The 20,598-nt window shown below is 41.5% G+C and carries 20 protein-coding genes, 1 other RNA gene and 1 other annotated feature; of the genes, 17 read left to right on the top strand and 4 right to left on the bottom strand.

Going from position 1 to position 20,598, the window contains the following annotated elements:
- Positions 1-65 precede the first annotated feature (65 nt).
- The 4 genes from FIU87_RS14740 to ssrS all read left to right on the top strand — a co-directional run bounded on the left by FIU87_RS14740 (position 66) and on the right by ssrS (position 4,116).
- The gene (locus FIU87_RS14740) at positions 66-242 is read left to right on the top strand and encodes an RNA polymerase subunit sigma-70 (protein WP_152445294.1); all 177 of its coding nucleotides are present in this window, start codon (positions 66-68) and stop codon (positions 240-242) included.
- Between the two features lie 58 nt (positions 243-300).
- Positions 301-543, top strand: a binding site (T-box leader).
- Positions 544-802: 259 nt separating this feature from the next.
- Positions 803-2,086 (top strand): histidine--tRNA ligase, encoded by a 1,284-nt coding sequence (gene hisS / locus FIU87_RS14735; RefSeq protein WP_152445293.1) that lies wholly within the window; start codon positions 803-805, stop codon positions 2,084-2,086.
- Positions 2,083-3,861, top strand: a complete 1,779-nt coding sequence (aspS, locus tag FIU87_RS14730; RefSeq protein ID WP_152445292.1) for an aspartate--tRNA ligase — start codon at positions 2,083-2,085, stop codon at positions 3,859-3,861. The genes hisS and aspS overlap by 4 nt, the downstream gene beginning before the upstream one ends.
- A 66-nt stretch (positions 3,862-3,927) precedes the next feature.
- Positions 3,928-4,116, top strand: a non-coding RNA gene (gene ssrS, locus FIU87_RS14725) — 6S RNA.
- A 194-nt stretch (positions 4,117-4,310) separates the two neighbouring features.
- Here the strand turns inward: ssrS and FIU87_RS14720 are convergent.
- A complete protein-coding gene (locus FIU87_RS14720; protein WP_152445291.1) occupies positions 4,311-4,679 on the bottom strand; it encodes a sunset domain-containing protein in 369 nt (122 codons plus the stop codon).
- A gap of 188 nt (positions 4,680-4,867) precedes the next feature.
- Here FIU87_RS14720 and FIU87_RS14715 point away from each other — a divergent pair, with 188 nt between their 5' ends.
- Positions 4,868-5,635 (top strand): tRNA threonylcarbamoyladenosine dehydratase, encoded by a 768-nt coding sequence (locus FIU87_RS14715; protein ID WP_152445290.1) that lies wholly within the window; start codon positions 4,868-4,870, stop codon positions 5,633-5,635.
- Between the two features lie 73 nt (positions 5,636-5,708).
- Here FIU87_RS14715 and FIU87_RS14710 read toward each other — a convergent pair whose 3' ends face one another.
- Positions 5,709-6,383 carry an RsfA family transcriptional regulator gene (locus tag FIU87_RS14710; protein WP_152445289.1) on the bottom strand — a complete coding sequence of 225 codons (675 nt, stop codon included), beginning with the start codon at positions 6,381-6,383 and terminating at the stop codon, positions 5,709-5,711.
- A gap of 135 nt (positions 6,384-6,518) precedes the next feature.
- On the bottom strand, positions 6,519-7,760 hold the full coding sequence (locus FIU87_RS14705; protein ID WP_152446589.1) for a replication-associated recombination protein A: 1,242 nt from the start codon (positions 7,758-7,760) through the stop codon (positions 6,519-6,521).
- 372 nt (positions 7,761-8,132) lie between these two features.
- Between FIU87_RS14705 and FIU87_RS14700 the strand changes: the two genes are divergently transcribed.
- The 6 genes from FIU87_RS14700 to FIU87_RS14675 all read left to right on the top strand — a co-directional run bounded on the left by FIU87_RS14700 (position 8,133) and on the right by FIU87_RS14675 (position 14,729).
- Positions 8,133-8,807: a YczE/YyaS/YitT family protein gene (locus FIU87_RS14700; protein WP_152445288.1), complete on the top strand. Its 675-nt coding sequence runs from the start codon at positions 8,133-8,135 to the stop codon at positions 8,805-8,807.
- 28 nt (positions 8,808-8,835) lie between these two features.
- Positions 8,836-9,252, top strand: a complete 417-nt coding sequence (locus FIU87_RS14695) for a cysteine metabolism transcriptional regulator CymR (RefSeq protein ID WP_152445287.1) — start codon at positions 8,836-8,838, stop codon at positions 9,250-9,252.
- A 36-nt stretch (positions 9,253-9,288) separates the two neighbouring features.
- Positions 9,289-10,434, top strand: a complete 1,146-nt coding sequence (locus tag FIU87_RS14690) for a cysteine desulfurase family protein (RefSeq protein ID WP_152445286.1) — start codon at positions 9,289-9,291, stop codon at positions 10,432-10,434.
- 15 nt (positions 10,435-10,449) lie between these two features.
- Positions 10,450-11,565, top strand: coding sequence for a tRNA 2-thiouridine(34) synthase MnmA (gene mnmA / locus FIU87_RS14685; RefSeq protein ID WP_152445285.1), 1,116 nt, complete (start codon positions 10,450-10,452; stop codon positions 11,563-11,565).
- A gap of 92 nt (positions 11,566-11,657) precedes the next feature.
- Positions 11,658-12,311, top strand: a complete 654-nt coding sequence (locus tag FIU87_RS14680) for a tetratricopeptide repeat protein (RefSeq protein WP_152445284.1) — start codon at positions 11,658-11,660, stop codon at positions 12,309-12,311.
- 18 nt (positions 12,312-12,329) lie between these two features.
- The gene (locus tag FIU87_RS14675; protein WP_152445283.1) at positions 12,330-14,729 is read left to right on the top strand and encodes an SF1B family DNA helicase RecD2; all 2,400 of its coding nucleotides are present in this window, start codon (positions 12,330-12,332) and stop codon (positions 14,727-14,729) included.
- Positions 14,730-14,941: 212 nt separating this feature from the next.
- On the opposite strand, the gene FIU87_RS14670 is transcribed toward FIU87_RS14675, so the two are convergent.
- Positions 14,942-15,493, bottom strand: coding sequence for a hypothetical protein (locus tag FIU87_RS14670; RefSeq protein ID WP_152445282.1), 552 nt, complete (start codon positions 15,491-15,493; stop codon positions 14,942-14,944).
- Positions 15,494-15,678: 185 nt separating this feature from the next.
- Here FIU87_RS14670 and FIU87_RS14665 point away from each other — a divergent pair, with 185 nt between their 5' ends.
- The 6 genes from FIU87_RS14665 (at position 15,679) to preA (ending at position 20,593) form a co-directional block, all read left to right on the top strand.
- Positions 15,679-16,152 (top strand): PRC-barrel domain-containing protein, encoded by a 474-nt coding sequence (locus tag FIU87_RS14665; RefSeq protein WP_152445281.1) that lies wholly within the window; start codon positions 15,679-15,681, stop codon positions 16,150-16,152.
- 15 nt (positions 16,153-16,167) lie between these two features.
- Entirely contained in the window at positions 16,168-16,362 is a 195-nt protein-coding gene (locus tag FIU87_RS14660; RefSeq protein WP_152446588.1) for a hypothetical protein, read from the top strand.
- A gap of 23 nt (positions 16,363-16,385) precedes the next feature.
- On the top strand, positions 16,386-16,541 hold the full coding sequence (locus FIU87_RS14655) for a YrzQ family protein (RefSeq protein WP_152445280.1): 156 nt from the start codon (positions 16,386-16,388) through the stop codon (positions 16,539-16,541).
- A gap of 181 nt (positions 16,542-16,722) precedes the next feature.
- On the top strand, positions 16,723-17,613 hold the full coding sequence (locus FIU87_RS14650; protein WP_152445279.1) for a nitrilase-related carbon-nitrogen hydrolase: 891 nt from the start codon (positions 16,723-16,725) through the stop codon (positions 17,611-17,613).
- Positions 17,614-17,912: 299 nt separating this feature from the next.
- Positions 17,913-19,283 (top strand): NAD(P)-dependent oxidoreductase, encoded by a 1,371-nt coding sequence (locus tag FIU87_RS14645; RefSeq protein ID WP_253905432.1) that lies wholly within the window; start codon positions 17,913-17,915, stop codon positions 19,281-19,283.
- A gap of 23 nt (positions 19,284-19,306) precedes the next feature.
- A complete protein-coding gene (preA, locus tag FIU87_RS14640) occupies positions 19,307-20,593 on the top strand; it encodes an NAD-dependent dihydropyrimidine dehydrogenase subunit PreA (RefSeq protein ID WP_152445277.1) in 1,287 nt (428 codons plus the stop codon).
- The last annotated feature ends 5 nt before the right edge of the window (positions 20,594-20,598 follow it).

Genomic DNA, 20,598 nt, shown 5'->3' with positions numbered 1-20,598 from the left:
TTGAAAGATTTCTCCAAAATAAGGACAGGATAGGTAGTAGTGTAGCATAAAAGGAGCGAGTGTGGATGAAATTTAGTGACAAACATAATCGGGCTTATGGAAGCAGAGATGTATTTGGGGTAAGCTTTCATGATTTTATTGAAAAAGAAAAGGACAGCACTTACGTGGAACTTGCTTCTGAATTTGGAATTACTGTGCGAGATGTCAAGTCTCTAAAAAAACAATTAAATCGAATTCAATAATATCTTGACAAGTGGAATCGGAACTATATATACTAGCTAGTATCTTACATAACGATACGAGATACCGATGATGGAGAATAGTAATTGGGAAACACATAGAAAGAGAGGAAATGCCTTAGGCTGAAAGCATTCCATATGATGCCCTGATGAATGAACACTCCGTAGGATCCTCTCTGAAAAAGCTGAATGCTGCTCTATTAGGAGAAGGACGTTGCAGGCGTTAACTGCTTGAGTGGAAGTAATCATTTTTATTGATGCTTCAATTAGGGTGGCACCACGGGATATAACTCCCGTCCCTTGTTTAGTTTTTTAAACAAGGGACGGGGGTTTTTTTATTTTTCAATAAGATTCATTGTGGATGAAGAAAGGTTACACCAAATAATAAATGTTGATATCTAGCTGTTGATTGTAGCAAAAAGGCGGAGACTCAAGCGTGAATGAAGGCGATAGACTGGAGACCCCACAAGCGCAAAGCCTGAGGAGGCTTACAAATCGCCCCGCGGACGCGGAACCATTTTGCGGAAATCAACAGTGGCGGTTATAAAAAGGAGGAACAGCGGATGGCGATTCAAATACCACGCGGTACGCAGGATATTTTACCTGGAACAATAGAAAAATGGCAATACATTGAAGCAAAAGCAAAAGAAATCTGTGAACGCTACAACTACAAAGAAATCAGAACGCCTATGTTTGAAAGCACAGAACTATTCCAAAGAGGAGTAGGAGATACCACTGACGTAGTGCAAAAGGAGATGTACACATTTGAAGACCGAGGAGGAAGAAGTCTCACACTTCGTCCAGAAGGAACAGCTTCTGTTGCAAGGTCGTATGTGAACAACAAAATGTTCGGATCTCCAAATCAACCAACTAAGCTTTACTATATTGGTCAAATGTTTCGTTATGAACGCCCACAGGCAGGACGCTTCCGCCAATTCGTACAGTTCGGTATTGAAGCGCTTGGTAGCAATGATCCTTCCATTGATGCAGAAGTTATTGCCCTAGCCGTAGAACTTTACCAGAGCCTTGGATTAAAAAATCTAAAGGTTGTGATCAACAGCCTTGGTGATAAGGAAAGCAGACAGGCACATAGAGAGGCTTTAATTAACCACTTTCAACCAAGAATCGAAGAGTTCTGTGGGGACTGCCAAGCTAGACTTGAGAAAAACCCATTGCGAATTCTTGATTGTAAAAAGGATCGTAATCACGAATTGATGGCGTCTGCACCATCTATCCTAGAATATTTGAATGACGAGTCCAAAGCTTATTTTGATAAAGTAGTAGCTTACTTAGAGGCACTAGATATTCATTATGAAATTGACCCTAATCTTGTGCGCGGATTGGATTATTACTACCACACAGCGTTTGAGATAATGAGTACCTCTGAAGGCTTTGGTGCCATCACGACACTATGTGGAGGCGGACGTTATAACGGATTGGTTCAGGAAATCGGTGGACCAGAAACACCTGGTATTGGCTTTGCCCTAAGCATTGAAAGGTTAATCTCAGCAATGGAAGCGGAAAATGTGGCATTTCCAACAGAGGATGCTATTGACTGTTATGTTGTAGCCCTAGGAGACAGAGCAAAGGATACGGCAGTTAAATTATTGCATGACCTACGTAAAGCTGGTGTTGTGGCTGAAAAAGACTATCAGGATAAAAAACTCAAAGCTCAATTTAAAGCAGCTGACCGACTCCAAGCAAAATACACCATCGTATTTGGTGAGGATGAATTGGATAAAGGTGTTGTATCCATAAAAGAAATGGAAACAGGTGAACAGCAGGAAGTTTCTTTTCAAGAAGCAGTTCACTACATCGTAAAAAAGAAAAGTAGGGAGAGATCATGATGACTCAAGGAAGAACATACTTCTGTGGCGAAGTCCCACAATCATCTATTGGAGAGACCATTGAATTAAAAGGGTGGGTGCAAAAACGTCGTGATCTTGGCGGACTGATTTTCTTGGACCTGCGTGACCGTACAGGGCTTGTTCAAATCGTTTTTAACCCTGATGTATCGAGTGAAGCATTGCAAACCGCGGAAAGTGTTCGTAACGAATACGTTCTGTATATAAAAGGAACAGTTGTTGCTCGTGATGAAGCAACAGTAAATCCTAATCTGAAAACAGGTGCTGTAGAAGTTCAAGCAGAAGCGATTGAAGTACTAAACGCAGCGAAAACACCGCCATTTGTTTTAGATAACAAAACAGAAGTTAATGAGGACATTCGATTAAAATATCGTTATCTGGACCTCAGACGCCCTATGATGTTTGACACGCTTAAAATGCGTCATGAGGTGACTCGTTCCATTCGTGAGTTTCTAAACAATCAGCAGTTTATGGAAGTGGAAACACCAATCTTAACGAAAAGTACGCCAGAGGGAGCTCGTGATTATCTTGTACCTAGCCGCGTACATCCGGGTGAATTTTATGCCCTGCCACAATCACCGCAAATTTTCAAACAGCTATTAATGGTCTCTGGCGTAGAGCGTTATTACCAGATTGCTCGATGCTTCCGTGATGAAGACTTACGTGCGGACAGACAGCCTGAATTTACACAGGTCGATATTGAAACATCCTTTCTTTCCCAAGAAGAAATTATTGGTATGATGGAAGAAATGATGAGAATGGTGATGAAAGAAACAAAGGGAGTGGAGGTACCTGAAGCATTCCCACGCATTACGTATCAAGATGCCATGAACCGATATGGGTCAGACAAACCGGATACCCGCTTTGACATGGAGCTTGTGGACTTATCAGAACAGGTAACAAACTGCGGATTTAAAGTGTTCAGTGCAGCCGTTGCAAACGGCGGCCAAGTAAAAGCAATCAATGTTAAAGGTGCAGCAGCGAACTACTCCCGTAAAGACATTGATGCTTTAACAGAATATGTAGCTGTTTATGGTGCAAAAGGATTAGCGTGGTTGAAGATGGAAGAAGAAGGGCTGAAAGGGCCAATCGCTAAATTCTTTAATGAAGAAGAACAGCAAGGATTTATCCAAGCATTAGAGGCTGAAGCTTCCGACTTAATCTTGTTTGTTGCTGACAAGAAATCTGTCGTGGCTGATGCACTTGGAGCACTTCGCTTAAAGCTTGGAAAAGAGCTTGGACTTATAGATGAAAGCAAGTTCAACTTCCTGTGGGTGACAGACTGGCCACTCCTTGAATACGATGAAGACGCAGGGCGCTACTTTGCCGCGCATCATCCGTTCACCATGCCAGTTCGCGAAGATTTGCCATTACTTACGTCCAACCCAGGTGAAGTAAGGGCTCAAGCCTATGATTTAGTACTAAACGGGTATGAACTTGGTGGTGGATCTCTACGTATATACGAACGTGACATTCAAGAGAAAATGTTTGAAGTGCTTGGTTTCAGTAAGGAAGAAGCACAAGAACAATTTGGTTTCTTATTAGAAGCATTCGAATACGGAACACCTCCACATGGTGGAATTGCCCTTGGACTTGATCGATTAGTGATGTTACTAGCTGGCAGAACGAATCTTCGTGACACCATTGCTTTCCCGAAAACGGCTAGTGCGAGCTGTATCTTAACAGAGGCTCCAAGCCCTGTTGCAGGTGGGCAATTAGACGAGTTACATTTGTCGCTATCTGTCAAAAAAGAGTAGATTTTCCTATACACTGTTCCCTTGAATTGATGCATGTCTCTGTGTTATGATACTTTCAAGAAGTGGCAAGTCCTGATGTGTTCGTCTAATAACCTATTGTTTTGACCGAACAATAGATTATACGGGAGCTCAGCGTTTTCGTTGTTGCGTACATGCCTTCCATGTGAGGACGTACTATATGCATGAAACAGAGCACCCACCTGCTGTGAGCGGGTTCAAAACGAAGGCATCAACGACGGCACAATTGGGACTTGCCTACATACGAAAAAAACCGACTGTCACTGAGGTGGTAGTCGGTTTTTTTAATATGCTACTTACTAAAAGAATGTTGATATCAACCTAGAAAAAGTCAGCTATAAGATTTTTTTCAATCATTATGCGAAGAAACATTGCTACATGCACGTCAGCAACGTTGATTGCGGGTGTCTTAACAACCGTAGTAGCTACAACTATCTTGCCGATTTTCTGTATCCCGCAGCCTTGGCTTCTTCTTCTGTATGAAACCATTCGACCGGTTTCGTCCGATCATAGAAAACGCCACCAGGAACGTGATATATGTACTCTCCTCGGGCATTTCTGTTTGCTTTAATGCGTGGTGAACTTTCTTTTTCTAAGGAACTTGCTTCTTGGGGTGCTTCCTGTTTTATGGGAATTGATTTTTCCAGTGTTGCTGCGATTGCTGCAATCGTTTGATTCACCTGTAATACAGTAACCTCTTTTGCTAATAGCTTGTTGTTTCTTTCATTTAGCTTAAAGATTGTCAAGAATCCACTTACAAGTACCAAAAAGAAAGATAAGGCTTTCAACAAATTTTTCATTTCTGCTTCCTCGCCTTCCACATATTCTTTTTACTTTTTCCTCCATTATAAGCGATATAAACTACTTTCGAAAATAGAAAATTCCTATATGAGTACTTGCTTTTCACCAAAAGTATGTTATATTCGATTTCGGGTACAATCAATAAAAGAGTAAAGTGAAACAAGTCTTAAATGGAGTTGATATATATATGCTACACCAATTTTCAAGAAATGAATTGGCGATAGGTAAAGAAGGCCTAGATACGTTGAAAAATAGCACAGTCGCTGTATTAGGGATAGGAGGAGTTGGCTCCTTTTCCGCTGAGGCATTAGCTCGTTCTGGAGTTGGCCGCTTAATTCTTGTGGATAAAGATGATGTGGATATTACCAATGTGAACAGACAGTTGCATGCCCTACTTTCTACAGTGGGCAAACCAAAAGCAGATTTAATGAAAGCTAGAATTCAAGACATTAACCCAGAATGTGAAGTTATCTCCTTGAAAATGTTTTATACAGAAGAAACCTATGAGGAATTCTTCAGCTACCAACCGGATTATGTCATTGATGCATCTGATACGATTTCTTATAAAATTCATCTTATGAAGGAATGCCTTAAACGTAAAATTCCGATTGTTTCCAGCATGGGAGCGGCAAACAAAATGGATCCAACGCGCTTTAAGGTTGCAGATATTTCTAAAACACATACGGATCCAATTGCAAAAGTGATTCGTACTCGCCTTCGTAAGGAAGGTATTCACCGTGGCATTAAAGTCGTTTTCTCTGATGAGAGTCCAATCATTATCCGTGAAGATGTACGAAAAACGGTAGGAAAAGAAAATGCGCCAATACGTAAAGCACAAATGCCTCCTTCCTCAAACGCTTTTGTTCCGTCTGTGGCAGGGTTAATTCTTGGTGGATATGTTATAAACGACCTTTTGAAGGACATCAAAATACAGCGTGTCGGTGGACAGCAATAAGAAAAGGAGTTCTGGTCTATTAGGGCCAGCACTCCTTTTTTTTCGCAGAGCAACAAAGTCTGCGAAAACAGTATTACATTACTTCACCTTGTACATTTCCAGTTAATCTTTTTGCACGGTCCATAATTTGAACAAGCATCTCATAGTCTTCGTTAATGGTCGTTTGTTGTGATTCTAGTTCTTGTAATTGTTTTACAAGAGCTTGATTTTTCTTTTTCAATAGTTCATTTTCTCGCTGAAGTCGCTCATTTTCTAAATTTTGCCTGAAATCGGTTTGTTGATTTTGTTGTAAGCTTTGTAAAAACTGGATGCAGTCATCTAATGAAATAGCAGCATCTGTTTGGGCTTTCCGAACAGGAAGCGGTATATATTCTTCATCCTCCATATCCATGTCAAATGGAAGGGAAGAGGATGGAGTTTGTGACACTGTTGGTGCTGGGAGCCACTCTACCTCGACAGGCTTCTTTTTCTCCTGCTTTTTCTGTACTAGCTGCTCTTGTTTGGCCATTTTCTCAAGTGCTCGTTTCTTTTCCTTACGCTGTTTTTTCGCAATTGCAACGGCAGGGTCGTATTTTTTTCGTACCTCGGCATTCCATCTGAATCCACATGCAGCAGATGTTCGGTTAAGAGCATCCCCAACTTCTTCAAAGGCTGCAAGCTGTGTACCACCATCTCTTATGTATCGTAATACGGTTTCTGCCAGCAAAAGATCATCTTCATGTGACCAAGCATCCTGTCTTACCTTCATTACCATTCACTCCTTAAACGTGCATTTTTCTACCATTATTTCCACTAGGGCAAAATAATATACAGGAGTTTACTAGAATGCTGTTAGTTTGCGAGAATTGCCAATGCAAAAAGGAGTACCCATTATTGGTACCCCTCATTTCTTCTTTGTTTTTTCATAGATTTTAGCAAGAGTAGCTTCAAACTTACTGGTTTCTTTTGGTTGATAATAAGACTTATTCTTTAGCTTATCAGGTAAATATTGCTGTGAAACCCAGCCGCTCGGATAATCGTGAGGATAAAGATATTCTACTCCTCGCCCAAGCGATGCTGCTCCTTTGTAATGAGCATCTTTAAGGTGTTGGGGAACTTCTCCTACCAATCCCTTGCGAATATCAGCTAACGCCAGATCTAATGCCTTGTATGCAGAGTTTGATTTTGGAGAAAGACACAGTTCAATGACAGCATTGGCAAGTGGTATTCTTGCTTCTGGAAAACCAAGGCGCTCTGCTGATTCGATCGCAGCTAATGTTCGTGCACCAGCCTGGGGATTAGCAAGGCTGATATCTTCATAGGCAATGACGAGTAACCTTCTTCCAATGCTCACAAGATCGCCAGCTTCTATTAATCTTCCTAAGTAGTGAAGAGCAGCATCTACATCACTGCCGCGAATGGATTTTTGAAAGGCGGAGAGCACATCATAATGGCCATCTCCATCCTTGTCATGATAAAAGCTTTTCTTTTGTAGGCATTCTTCAGCAGTTGCCAAATTTATTTCCACTTTGCCATCTTGGCTAGGTGTGGTGGAAAGGACAGCAAGTTCCAATGCGTTTAAGGCAGAACGGACATCTCCACCACAACCATTTGCAAAATGCTCCATTGCGGAAGCTTCAAGCGTCACATCATAGCTTCCAAGTCCACGCTCCTTGTCAAGAAGCGCTTGCTTTAGCACTCCTTTTATTTCCTCCACCGAAAGAGGATGCAGTTCAAAGATTTGACATCTGCTGCGGATGGCAGGATTAATGGCGTGGTAAGGATTACTCGTAGTTGCTCCGATTAATACAATCCTCCCGTTTTCCAAATGGGGAAGTAGAAAGTCCTGCTTTGCCTTATCAAGACGATGCACCTCATCCAGAATTAAAATAACTTTACCTGACATTTTTGCTTCTTCTGCAACTATTTCCATATCTTTTTTATTATGAACCACAGCATTCAGCGTTCGAAAGGCAAATTCGGTGCTCCCGGCAATCGCTGTAGCAATGGAGGTTTTTCCGATTCCAGGAGGTCCATACAAAATCATAGAGGAAAGGTGCCTAGCTTTGACCATTCGCTGAATGATTTTCCCATCAGCGACTAGATGCTCCTGGCCAACCATTTCTTCTATTGTTCTAGGTCTCATGCGAAACGCTAACGGTTTTTTACTCACGATATCCACCTTCTTTATCCCTTAACAATCCATTCATTTATACACACTCTACCATAATTCCCATCATGGTACGAAATGTAAAACCTTTATGTTTATGCTATAATGAAAGATATTTTTAAAAAAAGGATGTTTTCGCAAACTTTGTTGCTACTGCGTATAGTTAAGCCACACTTAGTTATCGTTGCTGTCGTGCTCTTTTCGTGAAGGAGTTTTAAACACGAGGCAATTTTTCTTAGCTTGAAGATGAGAAAAAGTCTTAAAACCGACTTTTTCCAGGTTAAAAGCAACAATCTTTTTGAAAAGAGTTTTTAAAAAAACATAGAGACAACAGAAGGGTAGAGACAGATGCAAGGTGAGCGGAGACAGGAAACAGGCGTTTTTTTCGCTAAATGGGCGATTTATTTTGTTGGTTTGCTAATAATGGCTTTTGGAATTGTACTAATGATAAGGGCTGATTTTGGCAGTGCCCCATGGGATGTTTTTCATATCGGACTCTTTTACCAGTTTGGTCTGACGATTGGTACATGGTCTATTATCGTAGGCTTTTTTATTTTGGCAATTTCGACCTTGCTTGCAAAAAAACTACCCCAGCTTGGAGCATTTTTAAACATGCTGATGGTAGGAGTGTTTATTGATCTTTACCTAATGATACCAATATTAAAAACCCCGGTGAGCACAGCAGGTAAAATGGGAATGTTATGTGCAGGTATTCTTATCATCGGAGTTGGTATTGGGGTTTATATTTCGTCCCGATGTGGAGCAGGTCCACGAGACAGTCTGATGATTGTTTTAACAGAGAAAACAGGCTGGAAGGTGCAACATATTAGATTAGGAATGGAAATCGTAGTATTATGTTTAGGGTGGCTTTTAGGGGGACCGGTATTTGTCGGAACTATCCTTTTTAGTATCTCCATCGGTACGATTGTTGGCTGGACACTTCCTGCTTGCCAGCGTTTTACAGACAGTTTAATGGAAAAAATTAAGCACAAACAACGTAACAAAGTGAGTGTTCATATATAAAAGATTTTAAAAAATAGGGGTGTTTGCGATGAAAATTTCAACAAAAGGGCGATACGGTTTAACGATAATGATTGAGCTTGCAAAAAATGTCGGTGAAGGTCCGCTTTCTTTAAAGACGATAGCCCAAACCCATGATTTATCCGAGCATTACTTAGAGCAGCTAATTGCCCCTTTGCGAAATGCGGGATTAGTAAAAAGTATAAGAGGGGCTTATGGCGGATATATTTTAGCCGATGAGCCGGCAAAGATAACTGCTGGTGACATCATTCGTGTACTGGAAGGACCTATTAGTCCTGTTGAAGTAATCGAAGACGAAGAACCAGCGAAACGTGAATTATGGATTAGAATTAGGGATGCAGTAAAAGATGTATTAGACAATACCACTCTAGATGACCTTGCAAATTTCAGCGGGGGCGACCAAGAAGCATATATGTTTTATATATAGAAAATAGCACTACTAACGGAAAGGAGGCGTCTGAATATGAAACAAGTGTATTTAGATCATGCGGCGACCTCACCTATGCACCAAGCAGTGATTGATAGCATGCTACCAGTAATGAGAGAAGGGTTTGGTAATCCTTCCAGTATTCATGGATACGGAAGAAAAACTAGACATCTTGTTGATGAAGCAAGGTTTGTGGCGGCCAAAAGCATCGGAGCCAAAGAAACAGAAATCGTGTTCACAAGCGGTGGTACCGAAGCGGACAACCTTGCCATCCTAGGTGTAGCACGTGCAAACCGAGCGCGTGGAAATCATATTATTACTACGCAAATTGAGCATCATGCCGTCCTTCATACCTGTGAACAGCTGGAACGGGAAGGGTTTGAAGTGACTTATCTGCCAGTAAATGAAGAAGGTCTTGTCAATTTAAAAGACCTCGAGGCTGCTCTTCGTGACGATACTATTTTAGTAACGATCATGTATGGCAATAATGAGGTAGGGATCATTCAGCCAATCAAAGAAATTGGACAAATGTTAAAAGAGCATCGTGCCTACTTCCATACAGATGCGGTGCAGGCTTTCGGGCTGTTACCGATAAATGTGGACGAGTGTAGCATTGATTTTCTTTCAGTGTCTGCTCATAAAATTAGCGGTCCAAAGGGTGTTGGATTCTTGTATGCTCGCTCAGGTACGAATTTCTCTCCCTTGTCCTTTGGAGGAGAGCAGGAAAGAAAGCGACGAGCAGGAACGGAAAATGTCGCTGCTATTGTGGGGCTAAAAACCTCGATTGAACTTTCCATGGAAGAAGCAAAGGAGAAAGCATCGCTTTATACAGGCTTTAAAAAGACCATGCAGCAAATTTGGCAAGAGGAGGGTGTTCACTTTGAAGTGAATGCAGGAGAGGGCGAGACCTTGCCACATGTGATGAATGTTTATTTTCCTGGCACAAATGTAGAAACCTTACTGGTAAACCTTGACCTTGCTGGTATTGCAGTCTCCAGCGGCTCCGCATGCACAGCAGGATCCATTGACCCGTCACATGTTCTTGTGGCCATGTTTGGAAAGGAATCAGACCGGATTGCCTCCTCCATTCGCTTTAGCTTCGGCCTTGGCAACTCCGAGGAAGACATAATATACGCAGCGAACACCGTTGCAAAAGTAGTTCAACGATTAGCAAAAAAATAATACGGGGTGATCATAATGACAAAAGCACCAAAGGATACCCGTGTAGTAATAGGAATGTCAGGTGGAGTGGATTCATCGGTTGCCGCACTTTTATTAAAAGAACAAGGCTACGATGTAATCGGCATCTTCATGAAGAACTGGGACGACACTGATGAGTTCGGTGTTTGTACAGCAACAGAAGATTACAATGATGTAATCCGCGTTTGTAACCAAATCGGAATCCCTTATTACGCGGTCAATTTTGAAAAGCAATATTGGGACAAAGTGTTTCAATACTTTTTAGATGAATATAAAGCAGGTCGCACACCTAATCCAGATGTGATGTGTAACAAAGAAATTAAATTTAAAGCTTTTCTTGAGCATGCAATGGATTTAGGGGCTGATTACCTGGCAACAGGGCATTACGCACAAGTGGAATATCGTGATGGCGAATATAAAATGCTGCGCGGACTTGACCAAAATAAAGACCAAACCTACTTTTTAAATCAACTAACACAAGAACAACTATCCAAAGTGATGTTTCCAATTGGCAATATCGAAAAATCTGAGGTTCGTGAGATTGCTAAACGAGCAGAACTTGCAACGGCAACCAAAAAAGACAGCACAGGAATCTGTTTTATTGGGGAGCGCAATTTCAAAGAGTTTCTCAGCGGATACCTACCAGCTCAGCCTGGAAATATGGTGACACTCGATGGAGAAGTAATGGGAAAACACGATGGTCTTATGTACTATACCATTGGGCAACGCCATGGCCTTGGCATAGGTGGCAGTGGTGATCCTTGGTTTGTCATCGGCAAAGACCTTGAAAAAAACGTCCTTTACGTCGGTCAAAGCTTCCACAACGACTTGTTATATTCTGATTCCATTATCGCAACCGATATCAGTTGGGTATCAGACACACCACCTGCTGACGGAACAAGCTGCACAGCCAAATTCCGATACCGACAACAGGATAATCATGTTACCATCTATCACCTAGAAGACAATAAAGTAAAAGTTGTATTTGCAGAACCAATTCGTGCTGTGACACCTGGCCAAGCGGTCGTCTTTTACGATGGAGATGAGTGTCTTGGTGGCGGAACGATTGATCATGTTTTTAAAAACGATGAAAAGCTTTGGTATGTTGGTTAAAAACACGAGAAACCTCTATTCTCTATTGGGAATGGAGGTTTTTCCTGTGTTATACTATCTATGCTTAATTAAAAATCGAGGTGTAATTATTCATGAAAGACCATAACGCAAATGGAATTCAATACCTTCAAGAAGGCAAGTACGAAGAAGCACTTGCCAGCTTTTCAAAAGAAATAGAAGAAAACCCTGACAATGCGGTCGCATACGTGAACTTTGGGAACGTTTTAAGCGCGGTTGGCGAGCTCGATAAAGCAATCCAATTTTTTATACGTGCACTAGAGAAAGATGAAACGATCGGTACTGCTCATTATGGCCTTGGAAATGTTTACTTTCAGCTTGAAAAGTGGGAGGAAGCAAAGCATCACTTTGAGCAAGCGATGAAAAAAGGCGTAAATGACAGTGATACTTTCTTTATGCTTGGTATGACATTATTGCAATTTGAACAACCAAAACTTGCCTTGCCTTATTTTCAGCGGGCGGTAGAATTAAAGCCAGAAGATGCAGAAGCAAGATTTCAATATGGTCTATGCTTAGCAAGTCAAGGCTTGATAAAAGAAGCAATAGTGGAATTTGAGCAGGTGGTAGAGGCAGATGAGTTACATGCAGATGCCTACTACAACCTTGGTGTGGCATATGCCTATCAGGAAAACAGAGAAAAAGCATTAGAGAATTTAGACAAAGCATTAGAGGTGCAAGATGATCACATGCTTGCTGCTCATGCAAAAAAAATACTAACAGAAAACTAAGGAACGGAGGGGAATTCCATGAATGACCAAAAGCAACAAGCATCTCTTGATCTTTTTGAGGAAAATGAAAAGTTTATGAAGGGATCGCACTTGGTGACCATTTTTCACAATGAATCTAACTTGTATTCAGTTGTGCGAATCCGAGTGAGTGAGACAAATGTTGCTTATGAGGAAAAAGAAGCGGTCGTAACTGGATATTTCCCCCGCATTCATGAAGAAGAAACCTACATATTTTTTGGGCAAATGAAAGATCATCCGCGCTTTGGAATGCAGTTTCATGTGGAGCATTTTCGAAAAGATATCCCGCAAACGAAACAAGGCATTGTTCAATATCTTTCCAGCGACCTTTTTTCTGGGATAGGTAGGAAAACAGCCGAAAAAATTGCCGATGCACTTGGTGAAAACGCCATTTCCAAGATTTTAGAAAACCCATCCGTGTTGGACTCCATTCCCAAGCTTTCTGGAGATAAAGCCAAATTACTTTATGATTCCTTAATGGAGCATCAGGGTCTTGAACAAGTCTTAATTGCTCTATCTCAATTCGGCTTTGGACCACAGCTATCGATGAAAATTTATCAGGCCTATAAGGATCAAACACTGGAGATCTTGCAGCAGAATCCCTATCAGCTTGTGGAGACTGTAGAGGGAATTGGTTTTGCGAGGGCAGATGAGCTTGGGAATCACTTCGGCATTTCAGGCAACCATCCCGACCGCATCAAGGCTGGCTGTCTATACATATTAGAGCAATTTTCAATGCAGGACGGTCACTGTTATGTAAAAAAAGAGCAGCTTGTTGAAGCAGTGGCAAGACTTTTAAATGAGAAGCAGCGAAATCTTGTACCGGAAGCGGATATTTCAAGAGAGTTACTGAAAATGGCGGAGGAAGGCAAAATAAAGATCGAGGAAGGCAGAGTGTATTTGCTCAGTCTTTATTTTTCCGAGCAGGGTGTTGTCACCAATATAAAAAGGGTGCTCGAACAAACACAATATGCAGAACAGTTCCCAGAATCAGAGTTTTTACTAGCCTTAGGAGAGCTTGAGGACCGTTTAAAAGTCCAATATGCCCCTTCTCAAAAGGAAGCCATTCAACAGGCATTACTGTCACCGATGCTTCTTTTAACTGGCGGACCAGGGACAGGGAAAACTACGGTTATAAAAGGGATAGTGGAATTGTACGCAGATTTACATGGCTGTTCCTTAGATCCCAATGATTATAGCAAAGATGATCCATTTCCAGTGATGCTTGCAGCTCCAACAGGACGTGCCGCGAAGCGAATGAGTGAATCCACAGGCTTGCCATCCTTAACGATACACCGTCTCCTTGGATGGAATGGATCAGAAGGCTTTATGCATGATGAAGAAAATCCGATTTCCTGTAAGCTACTGATTGTCGATGAAATGTCAATGGTGGATATTTGGCTTGCCAATCAATTGTTCAAATCACTTCCAGAAGATATCCAGGTTGTCTTAGTAGGAGATGAAGATCAGCTCCCATCGGTTGGGCCGGGGCAGGTTTTAAAGGATTTACTCTCCTCTACTGTAATTCCCACGGTGAAACTGACTGATATTTACCGCCAGGCGGACGGATCCTCCATCATTGAGCTAGCACATGATATGAAGGATGGTGTGGTTCCAGCAAACATCGCACAGGCGCAAAAAGATCGTTCTTTTATCAAATGCCAACAAGCGCAAATTTTAGATGTGGTCAAGAAGGTATGCGCAAATGCGCAAACGAAAGGTTATTCTGCCCGTGACATTCAAGTGCTTGCACCTATGTATCGTGGAAATGCAGGGATTGATAAATTAAACGAGATCTTACAAGAGCTCTTTAATCCGAAAAGCCCAAATAGGAGAGAATTAGCTTTTGGCAGCATTGTTTATCGCACAGGTGACAAAGTTCTGCAGCTAGTCAATCAGCCTGAAAGCAATGTGTTTAATGGCGATATTGGCGAAGTGGTCTCTATTTTTTACGCAAAAGAAAACACGGAAAAACAGGATATGGTGATTGTCTCCTTTGATGGAAACGAAGTAACCTATACAAAACAAGATCTCGGACAAATTACGCATGCCTATTGCTGTTCTATTCACAAATCACAAGGAAGCGAGTTCCCGATTGTTGTCCTTCCTGTTGTGAAAAGCTACTATCGCATGCTACGCCGGAACTTATTGTATACAGCAGTAACAAGGTCGAAAAAATTCCTAATCCTATGTGGAGAAGAGGATGCTTTAAGGCTAGGTGTCGGGCGAGCGGATGAACAAGCTCGTCAGACCTCACTAAAGCAAAAGCTTGCGAATAAGCATAGTGTTGATTCTTTAGAAGAAGAAAATCCGGACATTTTAAAGGAAATTCCATTTTGGCATGATGCCAACATTGGCATGGAAAATATCAGTCCTTACGATTTTCTTGAAGAAGAATAACAAAAAGGTGTTTTCGCAAACTTTGTTGCTACTGCGTATAATTAAGGTCCACGGAAAGGAAGTTACTTTCGTGCTCTCTTCGTGGAAAGGATATAATTAGATTGGAAAGACTAAATGCCGACTTTTTCCTTGTTTATTGCAACCATCTTTTAGAAAAGAGCCTAACAAAAAGGCTAGTCCACCTATGGGCCAGCCTTTTTTTGTTGTTAAAATTAAGACAGCTCTTGTTTAATTTCTACTGCTGTGAAGGTAATTGGACCATTCACAAAAACGGCTAAAGCATCTTGTTCTGGATCTTTTTGGGCAGTTAATAAATAGGTAGCGTCTTCTTCCCCTTCTGGAATAATATCCACAAATTGCGATACCGATGCAAGGGCATCATCTCTGTTCTCTGAATCAATTTCAACTACACTTTGATAAATCAGATTGGATGGGGCGATGCTGTTACGATAAATTCTTGTGATTAAATCAGCCACTACTCCTGAGTTATTGTTTGCGTGATATAGGCCTTGTAACCACACTGGATTACCTGGTTTAACATCTCTTAACGTGACAGCTGCTACTACTTGAGGTTGGGTGGTAAGAGGAAAGTTAGTTGGAAGAGGAGAGCTTACGATAGGGTCAGCCGTATCAGATGCAAATCCAACTAGCTTTGCACTGTGCTTTTCTTTTTTACATTTTTTATCATCTACCCACTTGTGTTGTTTTGCTTCTTTTTTGTCGCTTTGTTGGTCTTTTCGAAAGAAATAAAATCTAGTTATCATTCATTTCACCTCCTAGCTTGTTTCTTATTCATATTATTCCTTTTATGGGGGACTGCTTGGTCAAACATGGATAATATGAGGCCTGTTTTTTTTGATTTTCACCTATTTTTAAATGGAAAACCTTTCGCAGTATGAGGAGAGTGAGGAAAACAAAAGCTAGTAATGTTCGAAAAGAGGTGGATTCTTTGAGAACATTTTCTCGTGTGAAGGGGATGCTAATTTACGATATAGCATCTGGAAACAAAATTGGCCGTATCTTAGACTTTTGCATTGAAGAACCAGGACAGCTTAAAGGATTGATTATGGACGGTAAAGGTATTTTTCACCGGCAAAAACTTCTTCCGTTTGAATATATTCAATCCTTCGGTGAGGATGGAGTAATGGTGGACAAACACCTATTAACTCCCATATCAAAGGAAAAAGGGCAGGTTTATTTTCATCATTACCATGGCATTAAAGGCAAGTCTTTTATGACTGGTGAAGGACAAAATCTTGGACTTTTAGAGGATGTATATTTCGATGAGGAAACGGGCACAATCGTAGGATATGAGGTAACGGACGGTTTTTTTGCTGATTTTGTGGAAGGAAAGAAGATAATAAGAAATCCTTCCGACTTAATTATTGGAAAAGATACCGTCGTCGTTTCTGTAATAACCTGACGTGAGGTGTCTGAATTGGTCCTTATTTGTCCGAATTGCAAAAGTAAAGATATTGGTAAGATTGGTGTGAATCAATACTATTGCTGGGGATGCTTTATTGAGCTTTCTGTAGCAAAAGGTGTGGTACACACGCATCAAGTAGAGGAAGATGGTACACTCAGTTCTTTGGATGATTTGTTTCATGAAGACGATCGACAAATTAGTATGTAACTAAAATGTAGGGAGTGAGTCGCATGAACAGAGCAATGACTTCCTTGGTAATGATGGGCTTGGGAGCTGCCGCCACCAGGCTAAGCCGCAATAACAATGTACAGAACTTCCTAGGTGACATGATGTCTAAACGAAATATGAAAAGAATGAGAAAAAAAGCCAAGCGCTGGTTTTCTTAATGAAAGCCCGTTCCTTTTTATGAGGAGCGGGTTTTTTATGTTTTACACTTTGGACAATCAGCACCCCTTATCATTTAACATTATGTATAGTGAAAAAACGCCCTAAAAAAAGTAGAATAAACATAAAGTTCTAATTATTCTAACAATTTAACAAGGCACTCATCAAAAAGGAGGTTAATACATGTCCGACAAAGTGATGATTGGGTTAATTCAAGCTTCCAACGATGTGGATGGAAAGGAAGCTGTGGAAGTTCACAAAAAAGCAGCGATTGAAAAGCACATCAAGCTAGTAAGAGAAGCGAAGGAAAAAGGGGCTCAAATAATTTGCCTGCAAGAAATATTCTATGGTCCTTATTTTTGTAGTGAACAAAATGCTAAATGGTATGAGGCCGCAGAGGAAATTCCAAATGGTCCAACAACAAAGCTATTCCAGGACCTTGCGAAGGAACTCGGGGTAGTTATTGTTTTGCCAATATATGAACGGGAAGGAATTGCAACGTATTATAATACAGCAGCTGTCATTGATGCCGATGGAACCTATTTAGGCAAATATCGAAAACAGCATATTCCTCAAGTAGGGGTTGGAGATCAAGGTCATGGTTTTTGGGAGAAATTTTACTTTAAACCAGGAAATCTCGGGTATCCAATTTTTGAAACAGCCTATGCCAAGGTTGGGGTCTACATATGCTATGACCGGCATTTTCCTGAAGGAGCAAGACTACTTGGCCTTAAAGGAGCTGAAATTGTCTTTAACCCTTCTGCCACCGTAGCAGGACTTTCTGAGTACCTTTGGAAATTAGAGCAACCAGCCCACGCAGTTGCCAATGGTTATTATGTTGGGGCAATAAACAGAGTGGGGTTGGAAGGCCCTTGGAAAATGGGAGAATTCTATGGTCAATCCTATCTCGTCGATCCAAGAGGATCCTTTGTTTCCATAGGAAGCAGAGACAAGGACGAGGTAATCATAGGAGAGATGAACAAAAAATTAATTCGAGAAGTTAGGGATTTATGGCAATTTTACCGGGACAGAAGACCGGAAACATATGATGAAATGACAGCACTATTACCATAACGAATCAAAAGGTGACTCGGTCGTAAGTTTGTGTACCTTATTCCAACTAAGAATATTAGGCACATCCTTTCGATTTGAGTTGCCTTTTTATTTCTAAGCTTTGTTAAAAAAGCTTGTTGAATTTAAATAGTTTTAGCTGTTGATTGGAGCAAATGGCGGAGACTTCTGCGGGAATGAAGCGATAGACCCCGCAAGCTTGCAGAGGAGGCTCACAAAATTGCCCCACAGGACGTGGAGCCATTGTTGCGGAAATTACCAGCGTAGTTTGAACAATGCCAAAAGAAAAGGAGTGTGGATACGTGAAGGGAGCAACGAAACGAATAGAACTGGAGGATTTGGCTTTGAACTTCTTAGAAGTAAAGCCAGGTTTAACAGATAGGGAGGCTGTAGAGGAAGCAAATCGCTGTCTTTATTGCTATGATGCCCCTTGCATTACGGCCTGTCCAACAAGTATAGATATTCCATCCTTTATAAAAAAAATTGCATCAGGTAATTTAAAGGGCTCTGCCACCACCATTATGAGTGCCAATCCTGTAGGAGCAAGCTGTGCAAGAGTGTGTCCAACAGAAGAGCTGTGTGAAGGTGCTTGTGTGTTAAACCATCATACTAAACCTATTGTCATTGGTGACCTACAGCGCTATGCGACAGACTGGGCGATACGTAACGAACAAGTGCTATTTGAAAAAGGAGCCTTCAATGGCAAAAGAGTTGCCGTAGTAGGAGGTGGTCCAGCAGGGCTTTCTGCTGCTAGAGAACTTGCTCGTTTAGGCTTTGGGGTAACCATTTTTGAAGCTGAGGAGGAAGTGGGAGGACTGAATACGTACGGAATCGTATCCTTCCGATTACCAAAACGAATTTCATATTGGGAAGTGGAACAGGTAAAAGGTTTAGATGTAGAAATTCGTACGAATACTCGAGTTGGAGTAGATATATCTCCAGATGAACTTCTGTCCCAATATGATGCCGTTATTTTAGCAATAGGAATGGCGAATGTTCCGATGCTTGGGATTGATGGGGAGAAATTACATGGGGTGTATGATGCTATCGAGTTTGTGAAAGAAACGAAAACAAAATCGATTACGGATCAATGGAAAGGAAAGAATGTGGTCGTAATCGGAGCAGGTAATACAGCGATTGATGGGGCTACCTGTTCGGTCAGACTTGGAGCAGAGAATGTAAAAATCCTTTACCGGCGAACCCAAGAAGAGATGACAGCCTATGATTTTGAATACGAATTTGCCAAACAGGATGGTGTTGAATTCCGTTGGCTCACCGCACCAAAACGAATCATTGGTAATGAGCATGGAGAGGTCACGGCAATCGAATGTGTGAAAATGAAGCTAACCAGTCCAGGTAAAGATGGGAGAAGAAAACCTGTCGAGGTGGAAGGTTCAGAATTTTTATTACAGGTAGATGTCGTAATTAAGGCCATTGGGCAGACAAGGTACACAAGTCTGATTGAAAGCTTTGATCTTTCCCATAACGGTGGTGTGGTAATGGTAGACCCACTTACCCATCAAACCTCGAATGCAAAAGTTTATGCCTGTGGGGATGTGATTTTTGGAAAAGGCATTGGAGAAGCAATGGTTGTTACAGCCGCGCAACAAGGCAAAGAAACAGCTTATGCTCTTTATAATAAGTTAGTGAAATCAACAATAGAAACAGCTTAAATCCTATGTGAGGGGGGAACAACTTGGCAGATTTATCAATAAATTTTGCAGGAATAAAATCACCAAATCCCTTTTGGCTTGCGTCAGCCCCACCGACTAACTCGGGCTATCAGGTACAACGCGCCTTCGAAGCAGGCTGGGGGGGAGCGGTTTGGAAAACGCTTGGTGATCCCATCATTAACGTAACTTCAAGGTTTGCTGCGGTGAGCTTTAATGGCCAACGAGTGGCTGGTTTTAACAATATTGAATTAATTACAGACCGACCACTTGAAGTGAACCTTCGAGAAATCGAAGAAACAAAAAAGAAATTTCCTGATCGAACGCTAATAGCTTCCTTAATGGTGGAACCAAAGCAGGAAAAATGGCATGAAATTGTGAAAAAAGTGGAAGCGGTCGGAGTGGATGGTCTCGAGCTGAATTTTGGCTGTCCTCACGGCATGGCAGAAAGAGGAATGGGTTCTGCTTCTGGACAGGTGCCAGAGCTTGTAGAAAAACAAACCTATTGGGCTAAAGAAATGGCGAAAACACCTGTTATTGTCAAGCTCACACCAAATATTACAGATATTACCATGACTGCAGAAGCGGCTGTTAGAGGCGGGGCGGATGCTGTGAGTATGATTAATACAATCAACAGCCTAGCAGGGGTGGATTTGGACAGCTGGAATACCATTCCCCATGTTGGAGGAAAGGGTGCACATGGTGGATATTGCGGTCCTGCAGTGAAGCCAATTGCGCTAAACATGGTTGGTGAGTGCGCGAGAAATCCAAGAATCAATGTTCCGATATCTGGAATGGGTGGTGTCTCTAATTGGCAAAATGCCGTCGAGTTTATGCTGATGGGTGCTACAGGTGTGCAAGTATGTACGGCAGCCATGCACCATGGCTTCCGGATTGTAGAGGATATGCTAGATGGGTTAAATCATTATCTCGATGAAAAAGGCATAAAAAGTGTCATGGACCTAGTTGGCAAAAGCGTTCCTAAATATTCCGATTGGGGGAACCTCGACCTCAATTATAAAATTGTCGCGAGGATAAATCAGGATACCTGTATTAACTGTAATAAATGTCATATCGCCTGTGAGGACACCTCTCATCAGTGTATTGATATGTTAAAGGATGCCCAAGGTAAATCATATTTACGAGTAAGGGAAGAGGATTGTGTTGGATGCAACCTTTGCTCGATTGTTTGTCCGGTGGATGATGCGATTTCCATGATTGAACTCCCTCATGAACAACCTCCTATGACGTGGAATGATCGTCAAACTGCTTTAGGACTTTTACAAAAATGTGAAGCAGATACCATGAAATAAGGAGG

The sequence above is a fragment of the Bacillus sp. THAF10 genome, assembly GCF_009363695.1.
GTDB lineage: Bacteria > Bacillota > Bacilli > Bacillales > Bacillaceae_I > Sutcliffiella_A.
Note: the sequence above shows the minus strand (reverse complement) of the source record. Positions and strands in the feature narration are given on the sequence as shown.

Bases quoted from the DNA above. Each gene is read 5' to 3' on its own strand.
- FIU87_RS14740 (WP_152445294.1), top strand. From the start codon at position 66: ATGAAATTTAGTGACAAACATAATCGGGCTTATGGAAGCAGAGATGTA.
- hisS (WP_152445293.1), top strand. From the start codon at position 803: ATGGCGATTCAAATACCACGCGGTACGCAGGATATTTTACCTGGAACA.
- aspS (WP_152445292.1), top strand. From the start codon at position 2,083: ATGATGACTCAAGGAAGAACATACTTCTGTGGCGAAGTCCCACAATCA.
- FIU87_RS14720 (WP_152445291.1), bottom strand. From the start codon at position 4,679: ATGAAAAATTTGTTGAAAGCCTTATCTTTCTTTTTGGTACTTGTAAGT.
- FIU87_RS14715 (WP_152445290.1), top strand. From the start codon at position 4,868: ATGCTACACCAATTTTCAAGAAATGAATTGGCGATAGGTAAAGAAGGC.
- FIU87_RS14710 (WP_152445289.1), bottom strand. From the start codon at position 6,383: ATGAAGGTAAGACAGGATGCTTGGTCACATGAAGATGATCTTTTGCTG.
- FIU87_RS14705 (WP_152446589.1), bottom strand. From the start codon at position 7,760: ATGAGACCTAGAACAATAGAAGAAATGGTTGGCCAGGAGCATCTAGTC.
- FIU87_RS14700 (WP_152445288.1), top strand. From the start codon at position 8,133: ATGCAAGGTGAGCGGAGACAGGAAACAGGCGTTTTTTTCGCTAAATGG.
- FIU87_RS14695 (WP_152445287.1), top strand. From the start codon at position 8,836: ATGAAAATTTCAACAAAAGGGCGATACGGTTTAACGATAATGATTGAG.
- FIU87_RS14690 (WP_152445286.1), top strand. From the start codon at position 9,289: ATGAAACAAGTGTATTTAGATCATGCGGCGACCTCACCTATGCACCAA.
- mnmA (WP_152445285.1), top strand. From the start codon at position 10,450: ATGACAAAAGCACCAAAGGATACCCGTGTAGTAATAGGAATGTCAGGT.
- FIU87_RS14680 (WP_152445284.1), top strand. From the start codon at position 11,658: ATGAAAGACCATAACGCAAATGGAATTCAATACCTTCAAGAAGGCAAG.
- FIU87_RS14675 (WP_152445283.1), top strand. From the start codon at position 12,330: ATGAATGACCAAAAGCAACAAGCATCTCTTGATCTTTTTGAGGAAAAT.
- FIU87_RS14670 (WP_152445282.1), bottom strand. From the start codon at position 15,493: ATGATAACTAGATTTTATTTCTTTCGAAAAGACCAACAAAGCGACAAA.
- FIU87_RS14655 (WP_152445280.1), top strand. From the start codon at position 16,386: ATGAACAGAGCAATGACTTCCTTGGTAATGATGGGCTTGGGAGCTGCC.
- FIU87_RS14650 (WP_152445279.1), top strand. From the start codon at position 16,723: ATGTCCGACAAAGTGATGATTGGGTTAATTCAAGCTTCCAACGATGTG.